Source organism: Enterobacter cloacae complex sp. 6730903, assembly GCF_048283985.1.
Lineage (GTDB): Bacteria > Pseudomonadota > Gammaproteobacteria > Enterobacterales > Enterobacteriaceae > Enterobacter > Enterobacter hormaechei_C.
On the sequence record NZ_JBLVXX010000005.1, the window covers coordinates 60,265 to 79,080 of the forward strand.

The 18,816-nt window shown below is 55.3% G+C and carries 19 protein-coding genes and 1 other annotated feature; of the genes, 7 read left to right on the plus strand and 12 right to left on the minus strand.

Annotated features, from left to right (window positions below):
• Window positions 1-4: 4 nt before the first annotated feature.
• Both ACNQ0W_RS03890 and pgpB read right to left on the minus strand, forming a co-directional pair.
• Window positions 5-313, minus strand: coding sequence for a LapA family protein (locus ACNQ0W_RS03890; RefSeq protein WP_003856817.1), 309 nt, complete (start codon window positions 311-313; stop codon window positions 5-7).
• A gap of 148 nt (window positions 314-461) precedes the next feature.
• Window positions 462-1,229: a phosphatidylglycerophosphatase B gene (gene pgpB / locus ACNQ0W_RS03895; protein WP_003856815.1), complete on the minus strand. Its 768-nt coding sequence runs from the start codon at window positions 1,227-1,229 to the stop codon at window positions 462-464.
• 197 nt (window positions 1,230-1,426) lie between these two features.
• Here pgpB and ribA point away from each other — a divergent pair, with 197 nt between their 5' ends.
• The gene (ribA, locus tag ACNQ0W_RS03900; protein WP_003856813.1) at window positions 1,427-2,017 is read left to right on the plus strand and encodes a GTP cyclohydrolase II; all 591 of its coding nucleotides are present in this window, start codon (window positions 1,427-1,429) and stop codon (window positions 2,015-2,017) included.
• 35 nt (window positions 2,018-2,052) lie between these two features.
• On the opposite strand, the gene acnA is transcribed toward ribA, so the two are convergent.
• The 6 genes from acnA to topA all read right to left on the minus strand — a co-directional run bounded on the left by acnA (window position 2,053) and on the right by topA (window position 9,538).
• Window positions 2,053-4,728, minus strand: coding sequence for an aconitate hydratase AcnA (gene acnA, locus ACNQ0W_RS03905; RefSeq protein WP_045911818.1), 2,676 nt, complete (start codon window positions 4,726-4,728; stop codon window positions 2,053-2,055).
• Window positions 4,729-4,893: 165 nt separating this feature from the next.
• Window positions 4,894-4,992 carry a small membrane protein YmiC gene (ymiC, locus tag ACNQ0W_RS03910; RefSeq protein WP_032103392.1) on the minus strand — a complete coding sequence of 33 codons (99 nt, stop codon included), beginning with the start codon at window positions 4,990-4,992 and terminating at the stop codon, window positions 4,894-4,896.
• Window positions 4,993-5,129: 137 nt separating this feature from the next.
• Window positions 5,130-5,300, minus strand: a complete 171-nt coding sequence (locus tag ACNQ0W_RS03915) for a hypothetical protein (RefSeq protein ID WP_006810843.1) — start codon at window positions 5,298-5,300, stop codon at window positions 5,130-5,132.
• Between the two features lie 2 nt (window positions 5,301-5,302).
• Window positions 5,303-5,443, minus strand: a complete 141-nt coding sequence (locus tag ACNQ0W_RS03920; RefSeq protein ID WP_213083754.1) for a YmiA family putative membrane protein — start codon at window positions 5,441-5,443, stop codon at window positions 5,303-5,305.
• 336 nt (window positions 5,444-5,779) lie between these two features.
• Complete coding sequence (gene cysB, locus ACNQ0W_RS03925; RefSeq protein ID WP_006810844.1) at window positions 5,780-6,754, minus strand: HTH-type transcriptional regulator CysB; 975 nt, start codon at window positions 6,752-6,754, stop codon at window positions 5,780-5,782.
• 186 nt (window positions 6,755-6,940) lie between these two features.
• Window positions 6,941-9,538 (minus strand): type I DNA topoisomerase, encoded by a 2,598-nt coding sequence (topA, locus tag ACNQ0W_RS03930; protein WP_003856806.1) that lies wholly within the window; start codon window positions 9,536-9,538, stop codon window positions 6,941-6,943.
• A 398-nt stretch (window positions 9,539-9,936) separates the two neighbouring features.
• Between topA and ACNQ0W_RS03935 the strand changes: the two genes are divergently transcribed.
• Complete coding sequence (locus tag ACNQ0W_RS03935) at window positions 9,937-10,188, plus strand: YciN family protein (protein ID WP_003856804.1); 252 nt, start codon at window positions 9,937-9,939, stop codon at window positions 10,186-10,188.
• A gap of 35 nt (window positions 10,189-10,223) precedes the next feature.
• Here the strand turns inward: ACNQ0W_RS03935 and sohB are convergent, their stop codons facing one another.
• Window positions 10,224-11,270 carry a protease SohB gene (gene sohB / locus ACNQ0W_RS03940; protein WP_062932942.1) on the minus strand — a complete coding sequence of 349 codons (1,047 nt, stop codon included), beginning with the start codon at window positions 11,268-11,270 and terminating at the stop codon, window positions 10,224-10,226.
• A 252-nt stretch (window positions 11,271-11,522) separates the two neighbouring features.
• On the opposite strand from sohB, the gene ACNQ0W_RS03945 reads away from it, so the two are divergent.
• Window positions 11,523-12,284: a YciK family oxidoreductase gene (locus ACNQ0W_RS03945; RefSeq protein ID WP_017384219.1), complete on the plus strand. Its 762-nt coding sequence runs from the start codon at window positions 11,523-11,525 to the stop codon at window positions 12,282-12,284.
• Window positions 12,281-12,871, plus strand: a complete 591-nt coding sequence (gene cobO / locus ACNQ0W_RS03950) for a cob(I)yrinic acid a,c-diamide adenosyltransferase (RefSeq protein WP_062932941.1) — start codon at window positions 12,281-12,283, stop codon at window positions 12,869-12,871. The genes ACNQ0W_RS03945 and cobO overlap by 4 nt, the downstream gene beginning before the upstream one ends.
• Window positions 12,872-12,906: 35 nt before the next feature.
• Here cobO and rluB read toward each other — a convergent pair whose 3' ends face one another.
• The 3 genes from rluB to rnm all read right to left on the minus strand — a co-directional run bounded on the left by rluB (window position 12,907) and on the right by rnm (window position 15,390).
• Entirely contained in the window at window positions 12,907-13,782 is an 876-nt protein-coding gene (gene rluB, locus ACNQ0W_RS03955; RefSeq protein WP_003856794.1) for a 23S rRNA pseudouridine(2605) synthase RluB, read from the minus strand.
• A 97-nt stretch (window positions 13,783-13,879) separates the two neighbouring features.
• Window positions 13,880-14,500: an L-threonylcarbamoyladenylate synthase gene (locus tag ACNQ0W_RS03960; protein ID WP_003856793.1), complete on the minus strand. Its 621-nt coding sequence runs from the start codon at window positions 14,498-14,500 to the stop codon at window positions 13,880-13,882.
• Window positions 14,497-15,390 (minus strand): RNase RNM, encoded by an 894-nt coding sequence (gene rnm, locus ACNQ0W_RS03965; protein ID WP_169802591.1) that lies wholly within the window; start codon window positions 15,388-15,390, stop codon window positions 14,497-14,499. Before rnm ends, ACNQ0W_RS03960 begins: the two co-directional genes overlap by 4 nt.
• Window positions 15,391-15,517: 127 nt before the next feature.
• Here rnm and trpL point away from each other — a divergent pair, with 127 nt between their 5' ends.
• From trpL to trpD, 3 genes are all read left to right on the plus strand, one after another.
• Window positions 15,518-15,562: a trp operon leader peptide gene (gene trpL, locus ACNQ0W_RS03970; protein WP_071524153.1), complete on the plus strand. Its 45-nt coding sequence runs from the start codon at window positions 15,518-15,520 to the stop codon at window positions 15,560-15,562.
• Window positions 15,539-15,633: a sequence feature (Trp leader region), on the plus strand. It overlaps the preceding gene by 24 nt.
• A gap of 23 nt (window positions 15,634-15,656) precedes the next feature.
• Window positions 15,657-17,219, plus strand: a complete 1,563-nt coding sequence (locus ACNQ0W_RS03975) for an anthranilate synthase component 1 (protein WP_062932939.1) — start codon at window positions 15,657-15,659, stop codon at window positions 17,217-17,219.
• Complete coding sequence (trpD, locus tag ACNQ0W_RS03980; protein ID WP_062932938.1) at window positions 17,219-18,814, plus strand: bifunctional anthranilate synthase glutamate amidotransferase component TrpG/anthranilate phosphoribosyltransferase TrpD; 1,596 nt, start codon at window positions 17,219-17,221, stop codon at window positions 18,812-18,814. Before ACNQ0W_RS03975 ends, trpD begins: the two co-directional genes overlap by 1 nt.
• Window positions 18,815-18,816 lie beyond the last annotated feature (2 nt).

Sequence of the window (18,816 nt, forward strand, 5' to 3'; positions counted from 1 at the left end):
TCGATTATTCCTTGACTACCGGCACACCAGAGCTCGCCGGAATGTCAGACGCAGGCGTAAGTTGATGTTCAAGTCGTTTAATTTTACGTTCAGCGCGAACAAGAGAAACACGAACCTTAAGCCAGAACAGGCCGCATACAAGCCAGCCGATGACAAAACCCGCCGCGAATAACACAGCCAGCAGGCTCGACACCCGGTACTCGCCTTGCGCCAGCAGATAGTTGAAACTTACCTGTTGATCGTTTTGCGCGCCCAATGTGACTGAAATGACAAAAATCGCCAACACCAGTAAGAAAATGAGTAAATATTTCACATGACTTCCCGTTATGTGGTTCGAGCGTATAAAGCGTGTTCAACTCACTGCAATCAGCCTTATAAGCTACCATTTTAGTGGCGGGCGCGAAATGGAAAAAGTAACGCGCCCTACATGGATTTATGGTCAAAATGCGGAATATCAACCTTCAGGTTCCGCCAGACTCCCTTTCGGCTATTTCTTCCTTCTCTTCCGGCGGCGGCGTCAGGGGTCCACAAAAACGTTGTGCAAGCCAGGTCGCCAGCGTCACCAGTACCCACGAGATCAGCGTTGCCACCACCAAATCACGCGGCCAGTGCATCCCCAGCAGCATCCGGCTGCCCATTACGCCTGTCGCCCAGACCAGCAAAATCGCAATCGTGAGGGTACGCCGACGCGGCCACAGCAGTCCCACGCCAAGTAGCGCCCAGCTGGCAGCAAACATCGTATGCCCGGAAGGAAACGCAAAGCCGGTCTCTTTTTGCCAGTGTTTGCGTAAAAAGGTCGGGATATCCTGCTGTTCCGCAAGCTGCTCCTTTACCAGCGCACCGCGATCTTTACGCTTTAAATTGTAGAACTCATCCACCGGAACATGGTGCGTTTTTTCCAGCCAGACGACGAAAGGACGGGGTTCCTGCACGCGATCTTTCACCCACGACTTCACCCCCTGCCCGATAAGTATGGCCCCGCCGAGAATAGCAAACAGTACCAGCGCCGCGCGAAGGCGAAAGCGCAGGCACCACAGGAACCAGCCACAGAGCAGCACGTGCGTAATAATCCCCCACGGCTGGGTGACCGTCTCGGTTATCCAGTATAAGGCTTTCAGCCACGTCTCGTTTTGTCCGGGCTGCCACATCCAGCCGGAGAACCAAACGACCAGGGGGATAACGAGCAATACGGCGGCGCCTGCGGCCGTTCGTCTGGCAATTGAAAGCATGTCCTCTCCTTTTTCACTAAGCACCACAATCATAACTGAATTTCATCATTCAGGTGGATATGTCGGATTGTGCGTTTAACGTTTGTAAAGCGTGGTGGTGATTAGGTGAAGTTGCCGGGCTTGTGGCAAAATAGTCCAATACAGAAAGCATAATGGGGCAAAGGCACGAAACGTGTCAGCCTGGTCTGGAGAATCACATGCAGCTTAAACGTGTGGCAGAAGCCAAACTGCCAACCCCATGGGGCGATTTCCTGATGGTGGGTTTTGAAGAACTGGCAACCGGGCAAGATCACGTCGCCCTGGTATTCGGCGACATTTCGGGGCAAACGCCGGTGCTGTCCCGCGTTCATTCAGAGTGTCTGACCGGTGACGCGCTGTTCAGCCTGCGCTGCGACTGCGGTTTCCAGCTTGAAGCCGCCCTTTCTCATATCGCAGAGGAAGGACGTGGCGTTCTGCTGTATCACCGTCAGGAAGGACGCAATATCGGCCTGCTGAATAAAATCCGCGCCTACGCGTTGCAGGATCAGGGCTACGATACCGTCGAAGCGAACCATCAGCTCGGCTTTGCTGCTGACGAGCGCGATTTCACCCTGTGCGCAGATATGTTCAAGCTGCTGGGCGTGGACGAAGTGCGTCTGTTGACCAATAACCCGAAAAAAGTGGAAATCCTCACTGAAGCGGGCATCAATATCGTGGAACGCGTGCCGCTGATTGTCGGCCGCAACCCGAAAAACGCGCATTACCTCGATACCAAAGCCGCCAAAATGGGGCACCTGCTGAGCGAGTAAACGCAAAACGCCCGGCACATGTGCCGGGCGATTTTTCAGTCCAGCATCTTACGAATCACATAATGTAAAATGCCGTCGTTCTGGTAATAGGTCAGCTCTGTTGCCGTATCAATACGACACCGGCAATCCAGTACTTCTGTCGTTCCATCTGCGCGCGTTAACTTCACCGGAACGGTTTTACCCGGTTGCAGATTTTGCAGACCACTGATATCAATCTGCTCTTCCCCGGTCAGACCCAGCGTTTTACGCGTCACGCCCTGCGGGAACTCCAGCGGCAGGATCCCCATGCCGATCAGGTTTGAGCGGTGGATACGTTCAAAGGATTCGGCAATCACCACGCGAACCCCGAGCAGACGCGGACCTTTTGCCGCCCAGTCGCGACTGGAACCGGAGCCGTACTCTTTCCCGGCAATAACGGCCAGCGGCGTCCCCTCCTGCTGATACTTCATGGCTGCGTCATAAATTGAAATGACTTCTGTATCCGGCAGGTGGCGCGTCATGCCCCCTTCCACGCCCGGGACCATTTCATTGCGAATGCGGATGTTGGCAAAGGTCCCGCGCATCATCACTTCGTGGTTACCGCGGCGCGAACCGTAGGAGTTGAAATCGCGACGTTCCACGCCACGACTTTGCAGATACCGCCCTGCCGGACTGTCCGCCTTGATGCTCCCCGCAGGGGAGATATGGTCGGTGGTGACGGAATCGCCCAGCATCGCCAGGATGCGCGCGCCGTGAATATCTTTCAGCGGTGCAGGCTCCGCCAGCATTTCATCGAAGAATGGCGACAGGCGAATATAGGTGGAATCATCCTGCCAGTCATAGGTATCGGAACCCACCACGTCGATCGCTTTCCACTCCGCTGTGCCTTCGAACACTTCCGCATACTCTTTGCGGAACATCTCGGTGGAAACTTTTTCTACCGCGCGCGCAATTTCGCGCGATGATGGCCAGATGTCTTTCAGATAGACCGGTTCATTTTTGCGGTCGTGACCAATCGGATCGGTCGCCAGGTTAATGTTCATGTTTCCGGCCAGCGCATAGGCTACAACCAGCGGCGGCGAGGCCAGCCAGTTGGTTTTCACCAGCGGATGAATACGCCCTTCAAAGTTTCGGTTACCGGAAAGTACCGCGCCAACGGTCAAATCACCCTGCTTGATCGCCATTTCAATAGGTTCAGGCAGTGGACCAGAGTTACCGATGCAGGTCGTACAGCCATAGCCCACCAGGTTGAAGCCCAGCTCGTCGAGGTAAGGCGTGAGTCTGGCCTGCGCCAGATAATCGGAAACCACTTTCGAACCAGGCGCCAGGGAGGCTTTAACCCACGGCTGTGGCTTGAGCCCCAGCTCTACCGCTTTTTTTGCCAGCAGCCCGGCAGCCATTAACACGCTTGGGTTGGACGTGTTAGTACAGGAGGTGATAGCGGCGATCACCACGGCGCCGTCAGGGAGCTGATACTGATGCCCGTTCAGAACATAGTCCACCGGACGGTGATCTTTTTGCGCGGCGTTAACTTCCAGCTCATTGCTGGCGGCAAAGGCTTTCGGAACGTTGCTCAGGGCGACGCGGTCCTGCGGACGTTTTGGCCCTGCGAGGCTTGCCTCAACGGTGCCCATATCCAGCTCCAGCGTACTGGTAAATACCGGCTCGTCACCCGGGTTACGCCACATGCCCTGCGCTTTGGTGTAGGCCTCAACGAGAGCCACCTGCTCCTCGCTGCGACCACTGAGGCGCATATACTCCAGCGTAACGCTATCAATCGGGAAAAAGCCGCAGGTCGCGCCATATTCCGGCGCCATGTTGGCGATGGTGGCCCGGTCCGCCAGCGGCAGTGAATCCAGACCATCGCCATAAAACTCAACGAATTTGCCCACCACGCCATGCTTACGCAGCATCTGGGTGACCGTCAGAACCAGATCCGTGGCGGTAATGCCTTCGGACAATTTACCGGTCAGCTTAAAGCCCACCACATCGGGAATGAGCATTGATACCGGCTGGCCGAGCATGGCCGCTTCCGCTTCAATACCACCGACGCCCCAGCCCAGAACGCCAAGGCCATTAATCATAGTGGTGTGTGAATCGGTGCCCACCAGCGTATCCGGGTAAGCCACCCACTCTTTATCCTGCAATTCACTCCAGACGGCTTTGCCAAGATATTCCAGGTTGACCTGGTGACAAATGCCGGTGCCCGGTGGAACAACGCTGAAGCGGCTGAACGCCTGCTGACCCCATTTCAGAAATACGTAGCGTTCATGGTTACGTTCCATCTCCAGACGGACGTTTTCGCCGAAAGCATCGTCGTCACCAAAGTGATCGACGGTGACGGAGTGGTCGATGACGAGGTCTACCGGGGACAGGGGATTAACCTTAGCAGTATCGCCCCCGAGACGCTTAACGGCTTCACGCATGGCAGCCAAATCCACAACCGCAGGCACGCCGGTGAAATCCTGCATCAGCACCCTGGCCGGGCGGTAGGCAATTTCTCTGTCTGCATGAGCATTTTTAAGCCACCCTGCCAGAGCCTGGATATCCTCCTCGGTAACCGAGTCGCCATCCTGCCAGCGCAAGAGGTTTTCCAGTAAGACTTTCAACGACTTGGGTAACCGCGAAATGTCCCCAAGCGTTCTGGCAGCCAGCGGTAAGCTGTAGTAGCGCCAGGTTTTATTTTCCGCCTGTAATGTGTCCTTACTGGCTTCGCGTAGGGTTAACGACATAAGCTCCTCCTTAAAAACAGGGATGTCCTGACAATCATCAGGGCTGTAATTAAAGATAACACAAAGATGTCGTAACGTTTTGATAACAACCCAAATTGATAAATTTAGGAATGGTCCAACGCGAGGGATAAAACAAAAAACCCCGCCGTGGCGAGGTTTTACGATTTAGTGCAAGGCCAGCCAGAGGAGCTGACACCAGAAGAGGATCGACGCTGAGAATACGCCGAGCCATGACCAGTATTTTACGGTTGTCATGTTATTCATCATAGGGACACCAGACTTTAATTATTTAAGGTTGCGAGGTCTGCCCTCGTTCTATATTGCTGATGTGTATTTATTAAGGAGTACAAAAGTGCATAGTCTTTATTCAGACTATTTGCATCATTACGCAAAAATCAAAATTATTGTTTTTTGGGTTCGTCTTCCGCGAACACATCAATAAAGGCCTGCTGTTGTGGCGTCAGTTTCCAGGAAGCTGGCACGCTGGTTGCTGGCGCCTTACGGGCTTTGTGAGCATTGTCACGAAGCTGACACATCTCTTTTCTCGCTTCTGTACGCACCGTCATGACCATAATCAACCCCAGTAATTCCAGACAAGAAGAGCAACCACCACCCAGAACAGGGCAGAGCCAAGAAAGACCGCCAGCCAGGCTTTACGCTTAAGCGCGGGATCCCTTTGCGGTTCTTCACTTCCTGACGGCATTGCTAACCTCATACAATCGATATCGCTTATCATTTAGAGACCAAACAATTGGCACAAGTAATCATCTGATGAGATAAATCCTAAAGAAACTTTAGCCGAAAAGCCAGTGAATTTACGTATCTGGGCCTGGGAAAATTCAATCTTTTGACCCGAAATAAATAATTGAAAAGAATAATTTGCACACCTGTAAATTAGTTTCTACTTTTGTCGCAAATTTGCGACAGTAAAACCATAGTCATTAAATGGGTTATGACGATATATGACAGTGGGCGTAGATGATGATAATTCTAATTCAGGTTTAAAGGGGAATGACGGTATCTTTCCGTACCAGAAAGATACCGGGTGTGATTATTTGGCGGGAAGTTTAATGTCTTTAAACATCTCTTCGATGTCTTCATTGGAGCGTAACGCCACAGCTGTATCCACCACGTCGCGCGTTAAATGTGGCGCGAAGCGTTGAATAAAATCATACATATAGCTGCGCAGGAACGTGCTGCGACGAAAACCTATCTTGGTGGTGCTGTGGCTGAAAATATCATGCGCATCCAGACGCACCAGATCCGGGTCTGAGACAGGATCCACCGCCATGCTGGCAATAACCCCAACGCCCAGGCCCAGACGCACATACGTTTTTATGACGTCCGCATCCGTCGCCGTAAAGACAATCCGTGGCGTTAATCCGGCGCGGTTAAACGCGGTGTCCAGTTCAGACCGGCCCGTAAAGCCGAACGTATAGGTCACCAGCGGGTATTGCGCCAGTTCTTCGATTGTCACTTCGCCCTTCCCCGCCAGCGGGTGATCCGGGGTCACAACAATAGAGCGGTTCCAGTGGTAGCACGGGAGCATGACCAGATCATCGTACAGATGGAGCGCTTCCGTCGCGATAGCGAAGTCTGCATTACCTTTAGACACGGCCTCTGCGATTTGCGTCGGTGAGCCCTGATGCATATGCAGGGAAACGCGGGGATAGCGTTCGATAAAACCTTTGATCACCCCGGGAAGCGCATAACGCGCCTGTGTATGCGTGGTGGCAATATACAGAGAACCTTTATCGGGCCAGGTATGTTCCCCGGCGACGGATTTAATGGCGTCAACTTTGGAGAGCACTTCCCGTGCGATGCGTATGATTTCCTGTCCAGCCGGCGTGACCTGCGTCAGGTGCTTACCGCTGCGGGCAAATATCTGAATACCTAACTCATCCTCCAGCATACGCACCTGCTTACTGATGCCGGGCTGAGAGGTATAAAGACCTTCTGCGGTGGAAGAGACATTGAGGTTATGATTGACGACCTCAACGATATAGCGAAGCTGCTGTAATTTCATGCCAGACCATCCGATTTAGCGCATGCGTCAATCGCTTAAGACGATTTGATAATAAGAAACGGGTTAACTATAACCACTATATCATTTATAGCCAGGCTGTATAGTACGGAACAAAAAATAATAACTACGTAATAAAAAAGGGCCGGAAGTCCGGCCCTTTCACAGGTAAGTTACGGTAAGGAAAGATTATTTCTTACCTTCAACCCATTTCCCGTCGACGAAGAAGGCTGACCATCCGGTCGCTTTGCCCTCTTTCTCTGCCGCCACGTACTGCTGCTTCGTTTTACGGCTGAAGCGCACTACGGTTTTGTTGCCTTCCGGATCCTGCTGTGGCGCATCGGCCAGGTAACGCAGTTTCTCCGGCAGACGGTCGCGGAAGCGGTACAGCTCTTCTACCAGCGGCGCGCGGGTTTCGCGCGATTTCGGGAAGGTGTTGGCCGCCAGGAATACCCCGGCAGCGCCGTCACGCAGCACGAAATACGCGTCTGACTTCTCGCACGGCAGCTCAGGAAGCGGAACCGGATCTTCCTTCGGCGGCGCAACTTCACCGTTACGCAGGATCTTACGCGTGTTTTTACAGTCGTCGTTGGTGCATGCCATGTACTTACCGAAGCGTCCCATTTTCAGGTGCATTTCGGAACCACATTTTTCACACTCAACGATTGGACCGTCATAGCCCTTAATGCGGAACTCACCTTCTTCGATCTCATAACCATCGCAGGTCGGGTTATTGCCACAAACGTGCAGTTTGCGTTTTGGATCGATCAGGTAGCTGTCCATCGCCGTGCCGCATTTCTTACAGCGGCGTTTGGCGCGCAGTGCGTTGGTCTCCGCATCGTCACCTTCCAGCACGTTGAGAACTTCGTTCTCCGGCACGAGGTTGATGGTGGTTTTGCAACGCTCTTTCGGCGACAGCGCATAACCAGAGCAACCGAGGAATACGCCCGTGGTCGCGGTACGGATCCCCATTTTACGGCCACAGGTTGGGCAGTCGATGCTGGTCAGTACCATCTGGTTAGGCAGCATGCCGCCCTCTTCAGGATCTTTCTCGGCTTTCTCAAGCTGATTGGTAAAATCGCTGAAGAAGCTGTCGAGAACTTTCTTCCACTCTGCCTTATGGCTGGCAACCTCATCGAGGCTGTCTTCCATCTGAGCGGTGAAGTCATAGTTCATCAGCTCGCGGAAGTTCGCTTCCAGACGGTCGGTGACAATCTCACCCATTTTTTCAGCATAGAAACGACGGTTCTCAACGCGAACGTATCCACGATCCTGAATGGTCGAAATGATTGACGCATAGGTGGACGGGCGACCGATGCCGCGTTTTTCCAGCTCTTTCACCAGCGATGCTTCGCTGAAGCGCGCAGGCGGCTTGGTGAAATGCTGAGCCGGGACCAGATCAACCAGCGACAGCTCGTCACCTTTGTTGACTGAAGGCAGCGTTCTGTCTTCATCACCTTTACGCAGCGCAGGCATCACTTTTGTCCAGCCGTCGAAGCGCAGAATACGGCCGCGCGCTTTCAGGCGGAAATCACCCGCGCCGACGGTCAGCGTGGTGGAGTCGTATTTCGCTGGCGTCATCTGGCAGGCGACGAACTGGCGCCAGATCAGCTGATACAGCTTCTGGGCGTCCGCTTCCATATCTTTCAGCGATTCAGCCAGAACGGAAACGTCAGAAGGACGAATCGCTTCGTGCGCTTCCTGAGAATTCTCTTTGCTGGCGTACTGATTAGGGCTGTCCGGCAGGTATTTCTTACCGAAGTTGTCCTCGATATAGCCGCGCACCATGTTGACAGCGTCCTGGCTCAGGTTGGTGGAGTCAGTACGCATGTAGGTGATGTAACCCGCTTCATACAAACGCTGGGCCATCATCATGGTTTTCTTCACGCCGTAACCCAGACGCGTACTCGCCGCCTGCTGGAGAGTTGACGTGATAAACGGTGCGCCAGGCTTGCTGCTGGTCGGTTTGTCTTCACGATCCAGAACCTGATAACGCGCTTTTTCCAGCAGCGCCACGGCGGCCATGGTTTGATCGCGATTTTCAGGACGGAACGGTTTGTCGTTGTGGTGGCTCACCTGCAACGGCAGCGCATCGCCGCCCGGCGTGGTGACATTCGCATCCACTTCCCAGAACTCTTCCGGGACGAACGCTTTGATCTCGCGTTCACGCTCTACAACAAGACGAACAGCCACAGACTGAACACGCCCCGCAGACAGGCCGCGAGCGACCTTTTTCCACAGCAACGGCGAGACCATGTAGCCTACAACGCGGTCCATAAAGCGACGCGCCTGCTGAGCGTTAACACGGTCGATATTCAGTTCACCCGGCTTTTCAAACGCCTGACGAATCGCATTCTTTGTAATTTCGTTGAACACTACACGGCTGTAGCGTTTGTCATCACCCCCGATCACTTCCCGCAGGTGCCATGCGATGGCCTCCCCTTCGCGGTCAAGGTCGGTTGCGAGATAAATGTGGTCTGCTTTTTCAGCAAGCTGTTTCAGCTCGTTAACGACTTTTTCTTTGCCTGGCAGCACTTCGTAATGTGCATCCCAGTTGTGCCATGGGTTAACACCCATGCGGTTGACAAGCGCGCTACGTTCATCCTTTTTAGGCTTTTTAGCCCCTTTGGTGGAGGTAGAGTCTGCGCTCTTTTTGCTGGCTGAGCCACTGGTCGGCAAATCGCGAATGTGACCAACGCTGGACTTAACCACGTAGTCATTGCCCAGATATTTATTGATCGTTTTGGCTTTTGCCGGGGACTCAACGATGACGAGAGCTTTACCCATATTCACCTTTACCTAATTTAATTCTTCCAGGAATACGCCGCACGTTGATTTCCCTTCCGCTGACGACGAGCCATTGATATTGCGACGTCGTCAGGGGATATCAACCCCTATGTGTTACCGAACGTCAGAATGGCGACATCCAGGTCATTGAGTTTTCGGGTATTTTTCTCACATCAAAGTTCATTCGTGACGAATTCCCGGTCGAATGTCAAGCAATTCTGTTGCCAGAATGACGAAAGCGCACACTGTACCTGATAAAATTCGTTACGCAACTTTATTAGCATGCAAAAGCAAATCCCGCCAGCCAGCCCCTGTTCCTTATCCCCTCGGATAACAGGGAAAATTTGCCCCCGAAGCGACCCAGGCGTAGACTATTGTCACTGTTTAAGGAGTGGAATATGCAGAATACGACTCAACCCATTGACCGAGCTTCACTGCTTATCGAAGCAAACAAACTCATTCGCGACCATGAAGACACCCTGGCGGGGATTGAAGCGACTGGCGTGGAACAGCGTAATGGCGTGCTGGTGTTCAGCGGTGAATACTTCCTTGATGAACAAGGGTTACCCACCCCAAAAAGCACCGCCGTGTTTAACATGTTTAAATACCTGGCGCATACCCTCTCAGAGAAGTACCACCTGGTCGATTAAAACGAAAACGCGAGGCATCTGCCTCGCGTTTGTCTTTACAGCAGCGGCTTTTGTCCGCGCTGCAACCAGCGTAGCAGCAGGCGATCTGCGCTTTCTGCCGCGCTATTAGTAAAACGGTCGAGCAGGCGCTTACGTCGGGTGAAGCGCACCCCCACCAGCTCACGGCCTTCCATCAGGTTGAGCAGGAGGTCGTCGCTGGTACCCACTTCATCCACCAGCCCTTTCTCCTGCGCCTGCGTGCCGTACCAGTGTTCGCCCGTAGCCACCTGCTCAATGTCCAGCGTTGGACGCATGCGGTGCACGAAATCCTTGAACAGATGGTGGGTTTCGTTCAGATCTTCCCGGAACTTCTGCCGTCCCTCTTCGGTATTTTCGCCGAGCAGCGTCAGCGTACGTTTGTACTGACCCGCCGTATGCAGTTCGATGTCGATCTCTTTATTTTTCAGGAAACGATTGAAGTTAGGGATCTGCGCGACCACCCCAATCGAGCCGATAATGGAGAACGGTGCCGCGACGATTTTATCCGCCACGCACGCCATCATATAGCCGCCACTCGCCGCGACCTTATCTACCGCCACGGTGAGCGGGATCTGTTTATCCCGCAGACGTTGTAACTGCGAAGCCGCCAGTCCATACCCATGCACTACGCCGCCCGGGCTTTCAAGGCGTACCACCACCTGATCCTGGGCTGTCGCCACGGCCAGCACCGCCGTCACTTCTTCACGCAGAGAGGAGACCTCATGCGCATCCATGCTACCTTTAAAATCGAGCACATATACGCGCGGTTTTGCGTCAGCCTGTGGCGTGGCGAGCTTAGCTTTCACCTTCGCAGCTTTGGCGTCCTGCTTATGTTTTTTCTTCTGGGCTTTTAGCCACAGCTTCTGTTGATGATCGTCAAGCAGCGCCAGAGACATCTCCTCCTGCATCTCTTTATACTGCTCGCTCAGGCGGGTAATGCGTAACTCACCACGCTGACGCTTACGCTGCGTCAGGTTGACAATCAGGACGGCAATCACCGCGACAGCAATAACCACCGTCGCGATTTTGGCCAAAAACAACCCATACTGAGAAAGTAATTCCACGCGTTCCACCTTGATTTAACCACGAATCTTTCACGCCAGTGTACAACAGCCCTGTGCAGGCGTCTCGCTCTGGACATTACCTCTGCGAGGCGGCTTCAGGAATCCCCCGTTTCTGGTTTAAATCTTTGCAAATTGTTAATTTCCCAGCGATCTGTCCTGTAGACTGATTGAATTCTGACGCTGTTTCGGGCATAAAGCCGAAAAGTCATAAATAAAGGTGCAAGTCACGCCCAATGCGCCTGAGGAGCCACCGTGCATTATCAGCCACAAAAAAACCTTCTACAGAACCGCATCATTCTGGTTACCGGTGCCAGCGACGGGATTGGTCGCGAAGCGGCGCTGACCTATTCTGAATACGGTGCGAGCCTTATTCTGCTGGGACGTAATGAAGAAAAGCTTAAGGCCGTCGCCCGTGAAATCGAAAACGCCGGCGGTACCCCCACACCCTGGTATACGCTCGATCTGCTGACCTGCACGCCCGCGTCATGTCAGGCTCTTGCCCAGCGTATCAGCACGCATTATCCGCGTCTGGACGGCGTACTGCACAATGCGGGGTTACTGGGCGAAGTGCGCCCGATGGATGAACAGGATCCGGAGATTTGGCAGCAGGTGATGCAGGTTAACGTCAACGGGACGTTTTTCCTGACCCAGGCCTTGCTTCCTTTATTACTCAACTCCGATTCCGGCTCGCTGGTCTTTACCTCCTCCAGCGTGGGGCGTCAGGGGCGTGCGAACTGGGGGGCTTACGCCGTCTCAAAATTTGCCACCGAAGGAATGATGCAGGTGCTGGCCGAAGAGTACCAAAGCCGCCACCTGCGGGTTAACTGTATTAACCCGGGCGGTACGCGCACCAAAATGCGCGCCAGCGCCTTCCCGACAGAAGATCCGCAGAAGCTTAAAACCCCGGCCGATATCATGCCCCTTTACCTGTGGCTGATGGGTGACGACAGCCGTCGCAAAACCGGAATGACCTTCGATGCCCAGCCAGGCCGCAAACCGGGGATATCGCAATGAGTGAAAATCGTCATCAGCAGCGCCAGCAGCGTCTAAAAGAACAGGTTAATGCACGCGTGGCGGCCGCTCAGGACGAGCGCGGGATCCTCATCGTGTTCACCGGCAACGGTAAAGGCAAAACCACCGCCGCATTTGGTACCGCCACCCGCGCAGTCGGGCATGGGCAGAAAGTGGGCGTGATCCAGTTTATCAAGGGTGAATGGCCCAACGGCGAGCGTAATCTGCTCGAGCCGCATGGCGTTGAGTTTCAGGTGATGGCGACCGGTTTTACCTGGGATACCCAGAACCGGGAAACCGATACCGCAGCCTGCCTCGCCGTCTGGGAGCACGCCAAAAGAATGCTTTCAGACCCGTCGCTGAACATGGTGTTGCTGGATGAGATCACCTATATGGTCGCCTACGACTATCTGCCTCTGGAGGCCGTGCTGGCTGCCCTGAAAAACCGCCCAGCGCATCAGACGGTTATCGTCACGGGGCGCGGGTGTCATCGGGATATTCTGGAGCTGGCCGATACCGTCAGCGAGCTGCGTCCGGTTAAGCATGCATTCGATGCGGGTATCAAAGCGCAAATGGGGATTGATTACTGAAGAAAAAAGCCCGGTATATTCACCGGGCTTTTCGATTAACCGTTGTTATTACGGCTGCCAGAGCGGCGATTGCTGCTAACCTGGCTGTGACGCTTCACCGCACGGCGGATCTGATTCGCCTTCATGCGACGACGATCTTTCTCTACCGCTACTTTCGACGTGGTTTCTGGCGTCAGGCCAACCAGATCGCGCAGGTAGTTGGTTTGCGTCAGATCCAGTTCGGTATAGCCGCCACGTGGCAGGCCTTTCGGCAGCAGAATGTCGCCATAGCGGACGCGAATCAAACGGCTCACCTGGACACCGACCGCTTCCCACAGACGACGCACCTCGCGGTTACGTCCCTCTGTCAGGGTAACGTTGTACCACTGGTTAATGCCTTCACCACCGGTAAACTTGATGGTTTTGAACGCCGCAGGGCCGTCCTCCAGCTGAACGCCACGCGACAGGTCGCGCAGTTTATTCTCATCAACCTGGCCAAACACACGAACGGCGTATTCACGTTCCACTTCACGACTCGGGTGCATCAGACGGTTTGCCAGTTCACCATCGGTGGTGAACAGCAGCAGGCCGCAGGTGTTCACGTCCAGACGCCCTACGGCAATCCAGCGGGCGCCACGCAATTTTGGCAGGCGGTCAAACACCGTCGGGCGGCCTTCCGGATCGTTGCGGGTACACAGTTCGCCTTCCGGCTTGTAGTAAGCCAGCACGCGGCAGATCTGTTCAGCAGACTCTTTCACGGAGATAAGATGGCCGTCAATGCGGATCTTCAGCCCCGGTACGATTTCAACGCGGTCACCGAGCGTGGCGATTTTACCGTCCACACTCACGCGGCCTGCTTCAATAATGGCTTCGATTTCACGGCGCGAACCGTGGCCGGCGCGCGCCAGCACTTTCTGTAACTTCTCGCTCATTGAGCTTCCTCAGGTGTCGCCTTCACAGGCGTCGAATCAGGTCAAAAACAGGGCAGCGCCCTGCTTTGATGGCCGCGTAGTATATCTGCTTACACCGTTACAAGAAAGGCTTAACATCGCCCACGCCTTCACGAATCACTTCTGGCGCGTCTTCGGTGAGATCCACCACGGTGGTCGGCTGCTGGCCAAGATAGCCGCCATGAATAATCAGCTCCACCACCTTCTCCAGACGATCTTTAATCTCTTCCGGGTCGGACTCGGTAAACTCACTGCCCGGCAGCATCAGCGATGTGGAGAGCATCGGCTCGCCGAGGGTTTCCAGCAGCGCCTGGGCAATCGGGTTCGACGGCACGCGCATGCCGATGGTTTTACGTTTTTCCTGCAACAGACGACGCGGCACCTCTTTTGTCCCTTTCAGAATGAAGGTGTAGTTACCGGGCGTGTTGTTCTTAATCAGGCGAAACGCCACGTTATCAACATAAGCATAGGTCGACAGCTCAGAGAGATCGCGACACATCAGGGTGAAGTTGTGGCCGTCCGGCAGCTGGCGGATGCGACAGATGCGCTCCATCGCCCCTTTGTCCTCGATTTTACAGCCCAGCGCATAGCCAGAATCGGTTGGGTAGACAATAACGCCGCCTTTGCGGACGATCTCCACGGCCTGATTAATCAGACGTGGCTGGGGGTTATCCGGATGGATATAGAAAAACTGACTCATACTTCCCTCTCTTCAATTTGCTGTGGCTGTTCCCAGAGCTGCCAGACAGGCTCAACGCCCGCGGGTAACCAGAGCTTGCGCCCCAGTTCAATCCACGCGCAGGGCTGATGGAAATCTGAACCCTGTGACCCAAGCAGACCAAACTGACGGGCGTAGGTCGCAAGCTGCGAACGCTCATTGGGTGCCTGCTGACACTGGGCAACTTCCATTGCCTCACCGCCGCATTCGGCAAAGTGCGCCAGCAGTCTTTTCAGCCATTTAGCAGAAAGATTATACCGCCCCGGATGGGCCAGCACGGCCTTACCGCCAGAATGATGAATCACATCAATAGCTTGTTTTATTGTACACCACTGTGGGGGAACGTATCCGGTTTTCCCGCGCGCCAGATACTTTTTAAAGACATTCGCCATGGTCGTCGCCTTACCGGCATCCACCAGAAAACGGGCGAAATGGCCGCGCGTCACCGCCCCACCGTTCGCCAGCTTTTGTGCGCCTTCCAGCGCACCGGGAATATGCGCTTTTTCCAGACGTTCGCCAATCATCTCCGCGCGTTGATTGCGGCGTGTTTTTTGTTCCTGCAAAAAAGCACGCATGGCCGGATGTTCCGTATCGATGTTCAGGCCAACGATATGAATTTCGTGGTTTTCCCAGACCGTCGAGATCTCGACCCCGGCCACCAGATCCAGCGCCAGTCCGCTGCGGGCAATCTCGGCGCGCGCGGCGGGAATGCCGTCAGTGGTATCGTGATCGGTTATTGCCAGCGTGCCGACACGCATTTCAACGGCGCGATGGACCAGGGCTTCGGGTGTCAGCAGGCCATCTGAAGCCTGCGTATGGCTGTGTAAATCATAAATTACGGCGTAGGTGGTATCGCTCAAAGCACTTCCCATAACAGGTTGGAGACATCCGAAGCCCCTATGATACCGACTAACCGTGAAATACTGAAATCAGGGGTTGACAACACGCCACCGAACTAGTTAACTAGTACGCAAGTTCACACGAGAAAGGTATCTGAAAATGACAGCACATTTCGCTCTGCACGGTTGGTGGCGTACTTCCTGATCTTCGGGCAGTGTTACGCGTCTGCGATAAGCAAACAGATACCCGGCCCGCTACCCAGCGGGCTTTTTTTTGAACAGAATATGAGAACAACAACATGCAAACAGCCAAACCCCACCTCGAACTGCTGACCTGCGAGGCGGCCTATCGCCATAACCCTACCGCGCTGTTTCATCAGGTGTGCGGCGCACGTCCCGCGACACTGCTGCTGGAATCTGCTGACATTGACAGCAAGGACGATCTTAAAAGCCTGCTGCTGGTTGACAGCGCGCTGCGCATTACCGCGTCGGGTGACACCGTCACCATTAAGGCGCTCTCTGATAATGGCGCATCGCTGCTGCCGCTGCTGGATGCGGCTCTGCCTTCAGGTATTGAAAATGAGCGTCATCCGGACCTGCGAATTCTGCATTTCCCACCGGTAAGCCAGCTGCTGGATGAGGATGCCCGCCTCTGCTCGCTCTCCGTTTTTGACGCCTTCCGTCTGCTGCAAAATCTGGTGGCCATGCCGGAAGATGAGCGCGAAGCGATGTTCTTTGGCGGGCTGTTTGCTTACGACCTGGTTGCTGGCTTTGAAGATTTACCGGAAACCGAGCAGGGTAACCGCTGCCCGGACTACTGCTTCTACCTGGCCGAAACCCTGCTGGTGATCGACCATCAGAAAAAATACACCCGCATCCAGGCCAGCCTGTTCACGCCGTCTGTGTCTGAGAAAAATCGCCTCGCGCAGCGCATAGCCCAACTGCAACAGCAGATGTCGGAAGCACCGCCCGCGCTGCCGGTGCAGCGTGTTGAAAAGATGACCTGCGAGGTGAGTCAGACCGACGATCAGTACGGCGCGGTGGTGCGTCAGATGCAAAAAGCGATTCGTGCCGGGGAGATTTTCCAGGTGGTGCCGTCCCGTCGCTTTTCACTGCCCTGCCCGTCGCCGCTGGCGGCTTACGATGTGCTGAAAAAGAGCAACCCAAGCCCGTACATGTTCTTTATGCAGGACAATGATTTCACTCTGTTTGGCGCGTCGCCGGAAAGCTCCCTCAAGTACGACGCTACCAGCCGCCAGATTGAGATCTACCCGATAGCGGGAACCCGTCCACGTGGCCGTCGTGCCGATGGCTCCCTGGACCGCGATCTCGACAGCCGCATCGAACTGGAAATGCGTACCGACCATAAAGAGCTCTCCGAACACCTGATGCTGGTTGACCTGGCGCGTAACGATCTGGCACGCATTTGCACGCCAGGCAGCCGCTACGTGGCGGACCTGACCAAAGTCGACCGCTACTCCTTCGTCATGCACCTGGTCTCCCGCGTGGTGGGTGAACTGCGCCACGACCTCGACGTTCTGCACGCCTACCGCGCCTGCATGAACATGGGCACCCTGAGCGGCGCGCCGAAAGTCCGCGCCATGCAGCTGATCGCCGAAGCGGAAGGACGCCGTCGCGGCAGCTACGGTGGTGCGGTGGGCTATTTCACCGCTCACGGTGACCTCGATACCTGCATCGTGATCCGCTCCGCCTACGTTGAGGACGGCATTGCTACCGTCCAGGCCGGGGCCGGGATTGTGCTGGATTCTGTTCCGCAGTCGGAAGCCGACGAGACCCGCAGTAAAGCGCGCGCGGTACTGCGCGCCATTGCTACCGCACACCATGCACAGGAGATTTTCTGATGGCTGACATTCTGCTGCTCGATAATATCGACTCCTTTACCTACAACCTGGCAGATCAGCTGCGTGCGAATGGTCACAACGTCGTTATCTATCGCAACCACGTTCCGGCCCAGACGCTGATTGACCGTCTGGCGACCATGCAAAACCCGGTGCTGATGCTCTCCCCGGGACCAGGCGCGCCGAGCGAAGCGGGCTGTATGCCTGAGCTGTTGACCCGTATGCGCGGCAAGCTGCCGATTATCGGCATCTGCCTCGGCCATCAGGCGATTGTCGAAGCCTACGGCGGCTACGTGGGTCAGGCGGGGGAGATCCTGCATGGTAAAGCGTCAAGTATTGAACATGACGGTCAGGCGATGTTTGCCGGGCTGCCGAACCCGCTTCCGGTAGCGCGTTACCACTCGCTGGTCGGCAGCAATATTCCGGCCGGGCTGACCATTAACGCCTCGTTTGAAGGGATGGTGATGGCGGTGCGTCACGATGCGGATCGCGTCTGCGGAATGCAGTTCCACCCGGAATCTATCCTGACGTCCAACGGCGCGCGCCTGCTGGAGCAAACGCTCGACTGGGCGCTGCAAAAGCTGGAGCAGACCAACACCCTGCAACCGATTCTGGAAAAACTGTATCAGGCCCAGACCCTGAGCCAGCAGGAGAGTCACCAGCTGTTCTCCGCCGTCGTGCGCGGCGAGCTGAAGCCTGAGCAGCTGGCCGCTGCGCTGGTGAGCATGAAGGTACGCGGCGAAAGCCCGCAGGAGATCGCCGGCGCGGCAACCGCACTGCTGGAAAATGCCGCCCCGTTCCCGCGCCCGGACTATCCGTTTGCCGATATTGTCGGGACCGGTGGCGACGGCAGTAACAGTATCAATATTTCCACCGCCAGCGCCTTTGTGGCCGCGGCATGCGGTCTGAAAGTGGCGAAACACGGCAACCGCAGCGTGTCCAGCCGTTCCGGATCGTCCGACCTGCTGGCGGCTTTCGGTATCAACCTGGACATGAACGCCGAGCGTTCCCGTGAAGCGCTGGATGATCTGGGCGTCTGTTTCCTGTTCGCGCCGAAGTATCACACCGGTTTCCGCCACGCGATGCCGGTTCGCCAGCAGCTTAAAACCCGCACGCTGTTTAACGTGCTCGGTCCACTCATTAACCCGGCGCACCCGCCGCTGGCGCTGATTGGCGTTTACAGCCCGGAGCTGGTCCTGCCGATTGCGGAGACGCTGCGCGTCCTCGGTTACCAACGCGCCGCCGTGGTACACAGCGGCGGGATGGATGAAGTTTCCCTGCATGCGCCCACGCTGGTGGCGGAACTGAATAACGGCGAAGTGCTGAACTATCAGCTTGAGGCCGCTGACTTCGGGTTGACCCCGTACCATCAGGACGCCCTGGCGGGCGGCACGCCGGAAGAAAACCGTGACATTCTCGCGCGCTTATTACAAGGTAAAGGTGAGGCCGCCCATGAGGCCGCCGTGGCGGCCAACGTAGCCATGCTGATGCGTTTACATGGCGAGGAAGATCTGAAAGCCAACGCCCAAAAAGTTCTGGACGTACTGCGCTCCGGTGCAGCTTACGATCGCGTTACCGCACTTGCGGCAAGAGGGTAAAT

Excerpts from the sequence above, each read along its gene's own strand:
- pgpB (WP_003856815.1), bottom strand. The coding sequence starts at position 1,229 with ATGCTTTCAATTGCCAGACGAACGGCCGCAGGCGCCGCCGTATTGCTC.
- ribA (WP_003856813.1), top strand. The coding sequence starts at position 1,427 with ATGCAGCTTAAACGTGTGGCAGAAGCCAAACTGCCAACCCCATGGGGC.
- acnA (WP_045911818.1), bottom strand. The coding sequence starts at position 4,728 with ATGTCGTTAACCCTACGCGAAGCCAGTAAGGACACATTACAGGCGGAA.
- ymiC (WP_032103392.1), bottom strand. The coding sequence starts at position 4,992 with ATGAATAACATGACAACCGTAAAATACTGGTCATGGCTCGGCGTATTC.
- ACNQ0W_RS03915 (WP_006810843.1), bottom strand. The coding sequence starts at position 5,300 with ATGGTCATGACGGTGCGTACAGAAGCGAGAAAAGAGATGTGTCAGCTT.
- ACNQ0W_RS03920 (WP_213083754.1), bottom strand. The coding sequence starts at position 5,443 with ATGAGGTTAGCAATGCCGTCAGGAAGTGAAGAACCGCAAAGGGATCCC.
- cysB (WP_006810844.1), bottom strand. The coding sequence starts at position 6,754 with ATGAAATTACAGCAGCTTCGCTATATCGTTGAGGTCGTCAATCATAAC.
- topA (WP_003856806.1), bottom strand. The coding sequence starts at position 9,538 with ATGGGTAAAGCTCTCGTCATCGTTGAGTCCCCGGCAAAAGCCAAAACG.
- ACNQ0W_RS03935 (WP_003856804.1), top strand. The coding sequence starts at position 9,937 with ATGCAGAATACGACTCAACCCATTGACCGAGCTTCACTGCTTATCGAA.
- cobO (WP_062932941.1), top strand. The coding sequence starts at position 12,281 with ATGAGTGAAAATCGTCATCAGCAGCGCCAGCAGCGTCTAAAAGAACAG.
- rluB (WP_003856794.1), bottom strand. The coding sequence starts at position 13,782 with ATGAGCGAGAAGTTACAGAAAGTGCTGGCGCGCGCCGGCCACGGTTCG.
- ACNQ0W_RS03960 (WP_003856793.1), bottom strand. The coding sequence starts at position 14,500 with ATGAGTCAGTTTTTCTATATCCATCCGGATAACCCCCAGCCACGTCTG.
- rnm (WP_169802591.1), bottom strand. The coding sequence starts at position 15,390 with ATGGGAAGTGCTTTGAGCGATACCACCTACGCCGTAATTTATGATTTA.
- ACNQ0W_RS03975 (WP_062932939.1), top strand. The coding sequence starts at position 15,657 with ATGCAAACAGCCAAACCCCACCTCGAACTGCTGACCTGCGAGGCGGCC.
- trpD (WP_062932938.1), top strand. The coding sequence starts at position 17,219 with ATGGCTGACATTCTGCTGCTCGATAATATCGACTCCTTTACCTACAAC.